This is a genomic window from Actinomadura sp. NEAU-AAG7, assembly GCF_018603865.1.
GTDB lineage: Bacteria > Actinomycetota > Actinomycetes > Streptosporangiales > Streptosporangiaceae > Spirillospora > Spirillospora litoris.
This window is the reverse complement of record NZ_JAHFZY010000004.1, coordinates 326,153-338,548: the sequence shown is the minus strand read 5'-3', so window position 1 is coordinate 338,548 and position 12,396 is coordinate 326,153. Positions and strand designations below refer to the sequence as shown.

Below are 12,396 nucleotides of genomic sequence, written 5' to 3'. Positions count from 1 at the left end.
GTCCGCTCCGTCGATGCAGCCTAGTCAACCCGTGTCCATGGTCATGCCGCCGGGTCGGTTCCACCGTCCCGTGTCGGCCACGCGCGGTGAACGGGACGGCCTCGGCCGGGTGAACACGGGGGTTTCGGGGGGTTCGCGGAGATGGCGAAGGCGCAGCTTGACGGGGTGGCGGCCCGGCGGAGCGGCCAGGGTTTCGAGGCCGCGGAACGGGGACGCTCGAACCAGCGGGGAGAACCGGAGTGGCACCTGAGAGGGATGAACCAATAGGCATAGTTTGATGTACTTATTCGCGCTCAGGCATTGACGCGCCCGGATCGCGTGCTGCACAACGGTCCGCGGCGTACCCAGACCTCGCCGAAAGGGGACGGACCGCCATGGCCGACGGGCGGCGCGCGGCGCCGTACCCGATGCGCCCGGCGCCGCGGGCCGCGCGGCGCCGGACGCGCCCCGCGCCGCGCGGCGTGCGGCGCTTCAGGCGCGCGGCCGCGCTGCTGGTCGCGGCCGGCCTCGTGGCGACCACCGGCTCCACGATCCCCGACCGCCCCGGCCCCGGCTGGGCCGGCCCCGGGCTGGTGGGCGGCAGCGGCTGGCCGGTGACCGGCGTGCCGCTGCCGGTCTCGGAGGCGAAGGGGGCCACGTATCTGGCGGGCAGCTCGGCCGTCCGGCTGGCGGACGGCCGGGTGCGGCTCGTCCCGTCCGGGTCGGAGACGTCGGTGATCGTCCCGCCGGACGACCCGGAGGTGGCCGCCGTCGTCCGCTCCGACCGCGCCTGGCTCGCGGACGGCGCCGTCCCCGGCGACGGATGGACCGAGCGGAGCCGCTACGGCGACCAGTACCGCGACATGGCCTCGCGCGCGCTGCTCGACCTGCGGCTGCTCACCCGCCCGAACGGGGCCTCGCTGGCGTCCTGGTACGGGGCGTGGCGGTACTGCTGGCCGCGCGACTCGGCGTTCGCCGCCGCCGCGTTCACCGTGACCGGCCACATGCCGGAGGCGCGCCGCGTCCTGCGGTTCCTGGCCGACGTCCAGCACGAGAACGGGCTGTGGGCCGCCCGCTACAACCCCGACGGGACGGCGGTCGCCGACGGCCGCGACCCGCAGCTCGACTCGCTCGGCTGGGTGCTGTGGGCGAGCTGGTTCTACCGGGTGCAGGCACCCGACAACGGCGACCTGCCGGAGCTGTGGCCGATGGTGCAGCGCGCCGCCGACCAGCTCGCGCACTCGCTGGACGCCGAGGGGCTGCCGCCCGCCTCGTCCGACTACTGGGAGCGCGACCACGACCGCGAGCAGGACCCGCGCCGCCCGACGCTCGGCGTCGTCGGGCCCGTGCTGGCCGGGCTGCGCGCGGCGGCGGCGCTCGCCGACGGCTACGGCGGGCGCGCCAAGGCGGCCCAGTGGCGGGCCGCGGCGAAACGCCTCTCCGCCGCGCTGACCAGGCAGTTCGCGCCCTACGGGTATCCGCGCTCGCCGATCCGCGGCGGCCTGATGGACACCTCGGTCACCTTCGTCGCGCCGCCGTTCGCGCCGCCCGACCCGGGCGTGGCGGCGGCGGTCGAGGACGCGGGGTTCCGGCAGCAGCTGCCGAACGGCGGCGTGCTGCCGGGCGAGCGCTGGCAGGGCAACAAGCTGGTGGCGTGGACGCCCGAGACCGCGCTGTTCGCCCTCAACGCCGCGAGCACGGGCCGGATCGACTCGGCGCTCGGACGCCTGGACTGGCTCGCCGCGCACCGCACCTCCCTCGGCGCCCTGCCCGAGAAGGTCGGCGAACGCGGCGCCCCCGCGAGCGTCGCGCCCCTCGGCTGGACGGCGTCGCTGGTCGTGCTCAGCCTGGCCGCGCTGCGGCACCCGCTGCCGGTCCCGCCCGCCGGATGACGCCGGCCGAACAACGCCCGGCCGGGTCAGCCGAAGCGCTCGTAGCCGAGCTTGACGACGAGCGCGGAGACGACGCACAGCAGCACGACGCGCACGAACCCCGCTCCCCTGCTGATCGCCATCCGCGCCCCGGCCTGCGCGCCGACGATGTTGCACACGGCCATGGCCAGCCCGATCGCCCACAGCACGTGCCCCTGCACGGCGAACACCGTCAGCGCGCCCAGGTTCGTCCCGGTGTTGATGATCTTCGAGGTGGCCGAGGCGTTGACGAAGTCCAGGCCGAGCACGGCGGTGAACACGATCACCAGGAACGTTCCGGTGCCGGGCCCCACGAGCCCGTCGTAGAAGGCGATCAGCACGCCGGGCACCAGCACCGCCGCCGCGACCCGGCGCCGCGTCCGCAGCACCAGCCGGGGCTCCCGGCCGAGGTCGGGCTTGAGCACCACGATCGCCGCGACCGCCAGCAGCACGACCATGATGACCGGCGTCAGCACCTGCGAGGAGATCGCCGCCGCGCACACCGCGCCGCCCGCCGCGCAGCACACCGCGAGCCCCGCCGCGGCGAGGCCGACCCGCAGGTCGGGCTTGGCCCTGCGCAGGTAGGCCACGGCCGCGGACGAGGTGCCCGCGATCGACCCCAGCTTGTTCGTCGCGAGCGCGGTCGCCACCGGCTGCCCCGGGTTGAGCACCAGCAGCGCGGGCAGCTGGATCAGCCCGCCGCCGCCGACCACGGCGTCCACCCACCCCGCCGCCGTCGCGGCCACCAACAGCAAAAGCACGTGCTCGACCTGCAAGGAGCGCTCCGGGGGAGGTAAGGAGTCAAAGGCGTGTCGTAAGTGACCCTATCCGCCGCCCCGGGGGTCACCGGGCGCGCGGGTCCACGGCCCACTGCCGGAGCATGCCGCTCTCGCCCGCCGCGACCAGGACGGGCCGCCCGCCGACCGCACCGCCCACCACCGAGTTCACCTTGCCGATGCCGCTGGCGAGGGGGTCTCCCCAGGCGGCTCCCGTCTGGAGGTCCCACAGCCGGACGACCGCGTCCCCGTCGCCCGAGATCGCCGCCGGGCGGCCCGCGAACGGCCCCGCCCACAGGGCCGTCACCGCGGTCCGGTGCCCGGTGAGCGGCGGCCACCGGCGGTCGTCCCTGGTGTCCCAGCGGCGGATCGTCCCGTCCTCGTAGGCGCACAGCAGCATGAGCCTGCCGCGCACCCGGGCGAGCACGAACCGCTCCGGGCTCGCCCCCTCCGCCCTGGTGGTCACCTGCCCCCCGACGGGCCTCCTGGAGGAGGCGTCCCACGGCTCGATCACGTCCCCGTCCAGGTGGACGAGCAGCAGCGAGGGCCCGGCGATCTCGACGTCCACGATGTCCGCGTACTCGGCGCGCGGGATCGGCCACGCCTTCTGGACCGTCTGCCCGTCCATGAGATCGCGGGCCACCATGGTGACGGGCGCCGCCGGGGACTTCCGGTCGGGGGTGAAGTAGGCGGTGGGGCGCCCGTCCAGGGTCGTCAACCCGATGAGGACCTCGCCGCCGCGCCAGGCGCCGTCCGTCCAGTTGCCGCTGTTCACGAACGGGGTGCGCAGGCGGCGGCCGGTCGCGACGTCCCAGAGCCGGGGCGGGGAGTCGAGGTAGGCGCTCAGCACCCGCGACGCGCCGCCCGCCGTCACCACGAACATGGCGCGGGCCGCCTCCCGGGTCGCCGGCGTGGCGGAGTCCCTGTCGGCGAGGTCGCGCACGTGCCGTCCCGTGACCGGTTCCCACAGGCGTCCGATCCCGTCGGCGTGCGTGGTGAGGAGCACCTGCCCGCCGGGGACGGGCAGCAGCGACACGGTCAGGACCGCGGTGTCGGAGGCGGGGACGGGGCCGCCGAGCGGCTTCCAGAACGCCGGCGGGGCGCCCCGGGCGCCGACCGGCTCGCCCTGCGGCAGCACCGCCGACACCGCCACGAGGCCGCCCAGACCGGCGAGCGCGGCGCGGCGGCTCATCCGCGCGGGGGACGGGGGCGGCCCGGACGGCTCGGGCGGCGCGGGCGGCGCGGGCGCGGGCCTGTCCGGTGTGGTCGCCGCGGCCGCGGGGTGCGGGGGCTGGGCGCGGGCCACGGCGTCGTGGAGCAGCCGTCCGAGGTCGGCGCCGTCGGCGCCGTCGGCGCCGCGCGCGAGATCCCCGTCGAGCAGGCGCCCGAGCAGCTCCTGCGCCGTCGGACGGGCCGCCGGGTCCTTGGCGAGGCAGCGGCCGAACAGGCCGCGGAACGCGGCGGGCACGCCGTCCAGGTCGGCGGCGCGGTCGAGGATGCCGTGCATGACCGCGCCGGGATGGCCCTGCCCGAACGGCGGATGCCCCGTCGCGGCGAAGACCATCGTCCCGGCCCAGGAGAACACGTCGGAGGGCGCCCCGGCCTCCGGCCCCGTGATCTGCTCGGGCGACATGTAGGCGAGCGTCCCGACGCGGCCGGTCGTGGTCGTCGTCGCCGACTCCAGCGCGTGCGCGATGCCGAAGTCGATGACGCGCGGCCCGTCGGAGGCGAGCAGCACGTTGTGCGGCTTGAAGTCGCGGTGGACGACCCGCGCGTTGTGGATGGCCGCCAGCGCGGCGGCCGTCCCCACCGCCAGCCGGTGCAGCGCGGCGCCCGTCCGCGGCCCGTCCCTGCGCACCGCGTCCTGGAGGGACTCCGCCTCGACGTACTCGCTGACGATGTAGGGGCGCCCGTCCGTCACCCCGACGTCCAGCACGCGGACCGTGCAGAACTCGGCGACCCGCCGTATCGCCCGCACCTCGTTGACGAAACGGCGCTGCTCGCGCTCGTCCCCGGCCATGTGCGCGTGCAGGATCTTGACGACGACCCTCCGGCCGGACCTGTCCTCCGCCAGGTGGACGACCCCCTGCCCGCCCTGCCCGAGCACGCCGCGCAGCGCGTATCCGCCGACCCGCGACTCCGTCATGCGACCACGATGTCACCTTGCGCGACGGACCGGGAGGGGATTCCCCCTCGCCCGCGCCGCTCGGCCATGCTGGGTCGCATGACGATCACTCGTGCGCTCGGGGACGACTTCGCGGCGCCTCCCGGGGACCGCTACTTCGAGGACTATGAGGCCGGCGCGGCCTATGAGTACGGGCACGTCCACGTGGACGAATCGGACATCCTGGAGTTCGCCCGCCGGTTCGACCCGCAGCCCATCCACATCGACACCGGATTCGCCGAGACGGGCCCGTTCCAGGGGATCATCGCCAGCGGCTGGCACACCGGCTCGATCATGATGCGGCTGTTCGCGGAGCACTTCCTGTCGAGCGTCGCCAGCCTCGCCTCGCCCGGGGTGGACGAGCTGCGCTGGCCCGCCCCCGTCCGTCCGGGCGACGAGCTGCGCATGCGGGTGGCCATCATCGAGGCGCGCCCGTCCCGGTCCAAGCCCGACCGCGGCCTCGTCCGCACCCGGGTCGAGCTCCTCAACCAGGACGACCAGATCGTGCTGAGCGTGCTCCCGATGAACCTCGTGGGCCGCCGCCCCGCGGTCAGCGGCGCATGAGGGCGGCGGTCGCCGTGCCGGCCGCGAGGAGGGCGACGGCGATCCAGAAGGCGGCCTGAACGGCGGCCAGCGCACCGGCCCCGGGCAGGCCGTGGAAGAAGGCGGTGCCGAGCAGCGCGATCCCCAGCGTCCCGCCGAACTGCTGGACGGCGTTGAGCAGCCCGGCGGCCGACCCCGTCTCGTGCGGGCGGACGCGCGCCAGCGCGGCGGTGAAGAACGGGACCGTGAACAGCCCGTTGCCCGCCCCCGCCGCGGCCAGCGCGGCGAGCAGCGGCCACGGGTAGGAGCCGGGCTCCGCCGCGCGGTAGACGGCGATCGCGGCGAGGAGCCCGGCGAGCAGGCAGCCGAGCCCCGCGAACATGACGCGCCGGCCGTAGCGGGGGACGAGGGTCGTCCCGGCGAACCAGGAGGAGGCAGCCAGCGCGCACGACCAGGGCAGCAGCGTCAGCCCGGCGCTGAGGACGCCGCGTCCGAGGCCGAGCTGGATCTGCAGGACGATGACCACCATCAGCCCGTTCACCGCCGCGAAGAACAGCGTGGAGGTCGCCAGCGCGGCCGGGAAGCCCCGGTCGCGGAACAGGCTCGGCTCGACCAGCGGGTCGCGTCCGCGCCGCGCGGTGTGGAGCTGGTGCAACCCGAACAGGACCAGGACGGCGAGTCCCCCGGCCATCGCCGCCCAGGTCCACGGCGGCCAGCCCGCCGTGTCGCCCTGGATCAGCGGGTAGACGACCAGCCCGGTGCCGAGGATCGCCAGCGCGGTGCCCGTGGGATCCATGCGCGGCGGACGGGCCGCCCGGTCCTCCCGGAGCAGCGGCACCGTCCCGAGCACGGCGAGCGCCGGTGGGATGTTCACCAGGAACGCCGCCCGCCATGACACCGCATCAGTGAGGAAGGCCCCGAGCACCGGGCCGCAGACCGCCGACAGCCCCATGACCGGCCCGATCGAGCCCAGCGCCCGCGCCATCTCGGGCCCGTCGAACATCGCGCGGATCAACCCGAGCGTCTGCGGGATGACCATCGCGGCGGCGGCGCCCTGCACGGCCCGCGCCGCGATCAGCGTCCCCGCGCCCGGGGCGAGCGCGCAGCACAGCGACGCCAGCGCGAACCCGGCGACGCCGGCGGTGAACACGCGCCTGCGCCCGCACCGGTCGCCGAGCCGCCCGCCGGTGATCAGCAGGACGGCGAACGGCAGCGTGTAGGCGGCGCTGAACCACTGGATCCCCGATCGCGCGCCGCCGAGGTCGCGGTGCATCACCGGCGCCGCGACCTGCACGATCGTGGCGTCCAGCAGGTTCATCGCCTCGGCCGCGAGCAGCGTCGCCAGCGCCGCCCACCGCCACCTGTACGCCCGCGCAGGCGCCTTCTCCTCGACCCGCATCTCTACCCCCTTTGGCCAGGTCACCTAGCCTGGGCACCGAGGCCGAGCACATCCATCCAGAGGCCGAATCCTGATCTGAACTTCCGTATCCAAGGTTGCAGTGAGAGATATGACCAGATTGGACGCCGTGGACCGCGGCATCATCCACGCGCTCCACATCGACGGGCGCGCCCCGTTCAGCCGGATCGGCGAGGTCCTGGAGGTGTCCACGCAGACGGTCGCGCGCCGCTACCGGCGGCTGCGGGCCGAGGCCGGCCTCCGCGTGGTCGGGCTGCTGAACCGGCACGGCGGGGAGGGGACGCCGTGGATGGTCCGGCTGACGTGCGTACCGTCCGCGACGCAGGCCCTCGCCCACTCGCTCGCGCGCCGCCCCGACACGTCGTGGGTGAAGCTGACGTCCGGCGGGACGGAGGTCTTCGCGATCGTCCACATGCCGGACGACGCGGAGCCCGCGCACGCGATGCTGCTGCGCGACGTCCCCCGCCGCGCCGGCATCACCGGCGTGTCCGCGCACGCGCTGCTGCACACCTACCTCGGCGGGCCCACCGCCTGGCGCGGCATCACCCGGGCCCTCGACGAGCGGCAGCGGGAGCGGCTCAGGCCGTCCCTCCACGCCTCCCACGCCTCCGACGCCTCCGACGACCGGCCGCCGTCCCCCGCCGACCAGGCCCTCCTCGACGTCCTCGGCCGGGACGGACGCGCCGGGCTCGCCGACCTCGCCGAGGCCACCGGCTGGTCGCGGGCCACCGCCGCGCGCCGGCTGGCCGCCCTCCGCGCCCGCGGGTCGGTCTTCTTCGACGTGGAGGTCGAGTCGCGGCTGCTCGGCGCGCGGACGCAGGCGCTGCTGTGGATGTCGGTCGTCCCGGCGCGGCTGGACGGGGTCGCCGCGGCCCTCGCCGGGCACGAGGAGATGGCCGTCGTCGCGACGACGACCGGCCCCACCAACCTCGTCGCCCAGGCCCTCTGCTCCGGGTACGCGGACCTGCACCGCTACCTCACGCGGCGGCTCGGCCCCCTGGAGGGGATCCGGTCGCTGGAGACCGCGCCGGTGCTGCGCACGCTGAAGCGCTCCGGCCCGCTACCCGGCCCCGCGGGCTCACCGCGTCAGAGCTTCTCCACCGGCGCGTAGCGCAGGACGAGCCGCTTGACGCCGTACTCGCCCCCGAAGTCGACGCTGGCGGCGGCCTTCTCCCCCGCGCCGTCCACCGACACGACGGTGCCGAGGCCGAACGAGTCGTGGGTGACCTTGTCGCCCGCCGACAGGGACGGGACGTCGCGGTTGCCCGGGGACCGCGCCCCGGGGCGGGCCGCCATCCGCGACATCGCCGGGGACGAGGTGGAGGACGCCTCGCGCTCCCACTCGACCAGCGTGTTCGGGACCTCGCCGAGGAAGCGGGACGCCGGGTTCACCTGCGGCGCGCCCCACGAGCTGCGCATCGCGGCGCGGGAGAGGTAGAGGCGCTGCCTGGCGCGGGTGATGCCCACGTAGGCGAGGCGGCGCTCCTCTTCGAGCTCCTTGGGGTTGCTCATGGCCCGCAGGTGCGGGAAGACGCCGTCCTCCATGCCGGTGAGGAAGACGACGGGGAACTCCAGGCCCTTCGCCGTGTGCAGGGTCATGAGCGTGACGACGCCCTGGTCGCTCTCCTCGGGCTGCTCGCCGGGCGGGACGGGGCCGCCCTTGGCGCCGCCGGGGATGGAGTCGGCGTCGGCGACGAGCGCGACCTGCTCCAGGAAGTCGGGCAGCCGGCCCTCGGCGGACTCGCCGTCGAGGCGCTCCTCGAACTCGCGGGCGACGGCCTCCAGCTCCTGGAGGTTCTCGACGCGGGTCTCGTCCTGCGGGTCCTTGGAGTTCTGGAGTTCGGCGAGGTAGCCGCTCCTGTGCAGGATCCGGCCGATCAGGTCGGCCGGGGTCGCGGTCTCGGCGGCCTCGCGCAGCTCGTCCAGCAGCGCGACGAACTCGCGGACGGAGTTGATCGAGCGCGTCGCCATGCCGGGCACGTCCTCGGGGCGGCGGAGGGCCTGCCAGAACGAGACGCGCTCGCGGGACGCGTGCGCCTCCACGCACGCCTCGGCGCGGTCGCCGATGCCGCGCTTGGGCACGTTCAGGACGCGGCGCAGCGACACCGTGTCCTCGGGGTTGGCGAGGACGCGCAGGTAGGCGAGGAGGTCGCGGATCTCCTTGCGCTCGTAGAAGCGGACGCCGCCGACGACCTTGTAGGGCAGGCCGACGCGGATGAACACCTCTTCGAAGACACGGGACTGCGCGTTGGTGCGGTAGAAGACGGCGACGTCGCCGGGCCGCGCGTCACCGGCGTCGGTGAGCTTGTCGACCTCGTGGGCGACGAACGCGGCCTCGTCGTGCTCGTTGTCGGCCACATAGCCGGTGATCTTGTGGCCCGCGCCCTGGTCGGACCAGAGCTTCTTGGGCTTGCGGTCGGCGTTGCGCTCGATGACCGCGTTGGCCGCCGACAGGATCGTCTGCGTCGAGCGGTAGTTCTGCTCCAGCAGGATCGTGGTGGCCTCGGGGTAGTCGCGCTCGAACTCCAGGATGTTGCGGATCGTCGCGCCCCGGAACGCGTAGATCGACTGGTCGGCGTCCCCGACCACGCACAGCTCCGCCGCCCCGATCCCCTCGATGGGCGCGGTCAGCTCGCGAACCAGCTCGTACTGCGCGTGGTTGGTGTCCTGGTACTCGTCGACGAGCACGTGCCGGAAGCGGCGCCGGTAGTGCTCGGCGGCCTCGGGGAACACCTGGAGCAGGTTGACCGTCATCATGATCAGGTCGTCGAAGTCCATGGCGCCGGCCTGCTGGAGGCGCGCCTGGTACATCTCGTAGGCCTCGGCGAGCGTCTGCTCCATGTGGGTGGACGCGCGGTTCTTGAACGTCTCGTAGTCGATCAGCTCGTTCTTCAGGTTGGAGACCTGGGCGCTGAACGACTTCGGCGGATACCGCTTGGGGTCGAGGTCGAGCTCGCGGCAGACCAGCGCCATCAGGCGGTTCGCGTCGGCCTGGTCGTAGATCGAGAAGCTCGTCGGGAAGCCGAGCCGCTTGGCCTCGCGGCGCAGGATCCGGACGCAGGCGGAGTGGAACGTCATCACCCACATGGCGCGCGAGCGCGGGCCGACGAGGGCGTCCACGCGCTCCTTCATCTCGGCCGCGGCCTTGTTGGTGAACGTGATCGCCAGGATCTGCCCGGGGTGGACGTCCCGCTCGCCCAGCAGGTGGGCGATGCGGTGGGTGAGCACGCGGGTCTTGCCCGAACCGGCGCCCGCGACGATCAGCAGGGGGCCGCCGGAGTGCACGACGGCGGCGCGCTGCTGCGGGTTGAGGCCGTCGAGCAGGGGATGGGATTCGGTCTTCGACATCACGTGCGAGTGTACGGCGCGGCGCGGACGTTTTCGGCGCCCTCGGCGGTACCAGCGCGTTTCCCAGCGGGTCGCCCGGGGTGACCGGCGCGGTTCAGCGCAGCTTGCGGTGGTCGCGGGCGGCCTCGGCGGCGTCGCGGACGGCGGCGAGGCCGGCGCCGGTCGCGGCCATCGACGCGGCGGCCACCGCCCCCTCGACCAGGGGCGCGTCGGCGAGCAGCACGGCGACGTCGCCCGCGTCCTCGGCGTCCTCGATGAAGGTCCGCGCGGTGAGCACGGAGCTGCCGAGGTCGGCCAGCAGCAGCACGCCGTCGCCGGCGTCGGCCCGCGCGACCGCGTGCTCGACCAGCTCGATGCTGGTGCCGAGGCCGCCGTCCACGTCGCCTCCGGCGGGCTCGACGACGGCCTTGCCGACGCCCATCGCGCGGGCGAGTTCGGCGGCGCCCTCGGCGAGCGCGGGGCTGTGCGAGATCAGCACGATTCCGACCATGCGGTCATCCCTCCACGGTGACGTCGGCCAGCGCCCGCAGGACGAGCGCGGTGGACGCGGCGCCCGGGTCCATGTGCCCCTCGCTGCGTTCGCCCAGGTAGCTGGCGCGCCCCTTGCGCGCCCGGAGCGGGACGGTCGCCTCGGCCCCCTTCGCCGCGCCGTCGGCGGCGGCGCGCACGCAGGACGCGAGGTCGGCGCCGCCCGCCAGCGCGCCCTCGTATGCGGAGACGGCCGGGATCAGGGCGTCCACCATGGTCTTGTCTCCCTCGGCGGCCTTGCCGAGTTCCTGGACCCCTTCCAGGGCGGCGGCGAGCGCGGCCCCGAGCGCGGCGGCGTCGACGTCCGTCCGGTCGCCGAGGGCCTTGCCCGCGCGGCGCAGCGCCGTGCCGTACAGGGGCCCGGACGCGCCGCCGGTCTTGGACACGATCGCGCGGCCCGCCGTGAGGACCACCTTCCCGGGCGTCGCGTCGTCGGACAGCGCCCCGACCGCCTCGGCGGCGGCGCCGAACCCCCGGTCGAGGTTGAGGCCGTGGTCGCCGTCGCCGACGGCCGCGTCCAGCCGGGTGAGGTGCTCGGCGTCGGCGGAGACGAGGTGCGCGGCGTGCCGGATCCAGGCCGCGAGGCCGGCGGCGTTCACCGGCCCCACCGCAGCGCCGGGGTCTGCACGGGCGCGTCCCACAGCCGGGTCAGCTCGGGGGTCAGCCGGCACACGCTGACCATGCAGCCCGCCATCTCCAGGCTCGTGACGAACGGCCCGACCAGCGGGCGGACGACGCTCGCGCCGTGCCCCTCCAGCCACCGCGCCGCCTCCGCGTAGGCGACGTACTGCTCGATCAGCGGCGTCCCGCCCATCCCGTTCACCAGCACGAGCAGCTCGGCGCCCGCGACCGGCATGTCGGCGTCGATGGCGCTGAGCGAGGCGTCGACGATCTCGGCGGCCGTGCCCGCCTTGACCCGCTCGCGGCCGGGCTCGCCGTGGATGCCGATACCGAGCTCCATCTCGTCGGGGCCCAGCTCGAAGGTGGGCTCCCCGGAGGCGGGCACCGTGCACGGCGACAGCGCGACGCCGAACGACCGGCTGCGCTCGTTCACCTCGCGCGCCGCGGCCGCGACCGCGCCGAGGTCCGCGCCCTCCTCGGCGAGCGCGCCCGCGATCTTCTCCACGAACAGCGTCGCGCCGGTGCCGCGCCGCCCGGCGGTGAAGGTGGAGTCCTCGACGGCGACGTCGTCGTCGACCACGACGGTGGCGACCTCGATGTCCTCGTCCTCGGCCAGCTCGGCCGCCATGCGGAAGTTCAGGATGTCGCCGGTGTAGTTCTTCACGACCAGCAGGACGCCCGCGCCGCCGTGCACCGCCATGGTCGCGGCGATGATCTGGTCGGGCACCGGGGAGGTGAACACCTCGCCCGCGCACGCCGCGTCCAGCATGCCGTGGCCGACGAACCCGGCGTGCAGCGGCTCGTGGCCCGAGCCGCCGCCCGACACCAGGCCGACCTTCCCCGGCCGCGGCGCGTCGGCCCGGCGCACCGTCCCGCTCGCCGCGTCGACCCGCAGCGAGGGGTGGGCCGCGGCGAGGCCGCGCAGCGCGTCGGAGACGACGTCCGCCGGGGCGTTGATGAGTTTGCGCATGTCTCAGCTCTACCCCGGCAGCGCGCCGCGTCCCAGGCCCAATCGCGATCAGCGCCGGAACCGCCGTGCGAGCGCACGATGGCGGGGGCGAGAACCTTGATCGCCGCATAGGCTTGAAGCCGTGACCAACGTTCTGGACG

10 protein-coding genes are annotated in these 12,396 nt (G+C 74.9%); 3 read left to right on the top strand and 7 right to left on the bottom strand.

From position 1 onward, the window contains the following. The first annotated feature begins 374 nt into the window (after positions 1-374). On the top strand, positions 375-1,871 hold the full coding sequence (locus KLI87_RS20595) for a glycoside hydrolase family 15 protein (protein ID WP_246250580.1): 1,497 nt from the start codon (positions 375-377) through the stop codon (positions 1,869-1,871). Between the two features lie 26 nt (positions 1,872-1,897). Here KLI87_RS20595 and KLI87_RS20590 read toward each other — a convergent pair whose 3' ends face one another. Both KLI87_RS20590 and KLI87_RS20585 read right to left on the bottom strand, forming a co-directional pair. Then, a complete protein-coding gene (locus KLI87_RS20590) occupies positions 1,898-2,665 on the bottom strand; it encodes a TSUP family transporter (protein WP_214618305.1) in 768 nt (255 codons plus the stop codon). Between the two features lie 67 nt (positions 2,666-2,732). After that, the gene (locus KLI87_RS20585) at positions 2,733-4,811 is read right to left on the bottom strand and encodes a serine/threonine-protein kinase (RefSeq protein ID WP_214618304.1); all 2,079 of its coding nucleotides are present in this window, start codon (positions 4,809-4,811) and stop codon (positions 2,733-2,735) included. A gap of 78 nt (positions 4,812-4,889) precedes the next feature. Between KLI87_RS20585 and KLI87_RS20580 the strand changes: the two genes are divergently transcribed. Further along, positions 4,890-5,393: a MaoC family dehydratase gene (locus tag KLI87_RS20580; protein ID WP_214618303.1), complete on the top strand. Its 504-nt coding sequence runs from the start codon at positions 4,890-4,892 to the stop codon at positions 5,391-5,393. Here the strand turns inward: KLI87_RS20580 and KLI87_RS20575 are convergent. Then, a complete protein-coding gene (locus tag KLI87_RS20575; RefSeq protein ID WP_214618302.1) occupies positions 5,380-6,771 on the bottom strand; it encodes an MFS transporter in 1,392 nt (463 codons plus the stop codon). The two genes, KLI87_RS20580 and KLI87_RS20575, sit on opposite strands and share 14 nt — an antisense overlap. Before the next feature lie 109 nt (positions 6,772-6,880). On the opposite strand from KLI87_RS20575, the gene KLI87_RS20570 reads away from it, so the two are divergent. Continuing rightward, entirely contained in the window at positions 6,881-7,900 is a 1,020-nt protein-coding gene (locus tag KLI87_RS20570; protein WP_250904065.1) for an Lrp/AsnC family transcriptional regulator, read from the top strand. On the opposite strand, the gene pcrA is transcribed toward KLI87_RS20570, so the two are convergent. The 4 genes from pcrA to dhaK form a co-directional block, all read right to left on the bottom strand. Continuing rightward, positions 7,876-10,137, bottom strand: a complete 2,262-nt coding sequence (gene pcrA / locus KLI87_RS20565; RefSeq protein WP_214618300.1) for a DNA helicase PcrA — start codon at positions 10,135-10,137, stop codon at positions 7,876-7,878. The genes KLI87_RS20570 and pcrA overlap by 25 nt on opposite strands. A gap of 94 nt (positions 10,138-10,231) precedes the next feature. Then, positions 10,232-10,627, bottom strand: a complete 396-nt coding sequence (dhaM, locus tag KLI87_RS20560; RefSeq protein WP_156219615.1) for a dihydroxyacetone kinase phosphoryl donor subunit DhaM — start codon at positions 10,625-10,627, stop codon at positions 10,232-10,234. A gap of 4 nt (positions 10,628-10,631) precedes the next feature. After that, complete coding sequence (gene dhaL, locus KLI87_RS20555) at positions 10,632-11,264, bottom strand: dihydroxyacetone kinase subunit DhaL (RefSeq protein ID WP_214618299.1); 633 nt, start codon at positions 11,262-11,264, stop codon at positions 10,632-10,634. Next, positions 11,261-12,256: a dihydroxyacetone kinase subunit DhaK gene (dhaK, locus tag KLI87_RS20550; RefSeq protein WP_156219616.1), complete on the bottom strand. Its 996-nt coding sequence runs from the start codon at positions 12,254-12,256 to the stop codon at positions 11,261-11,263. The genes dhaL and dhaK overlap by 4 nt, the downstream gene beginning before the upstream one ends. Positions 12,257-12,396 lie beyond the last annotated feature (140 nt).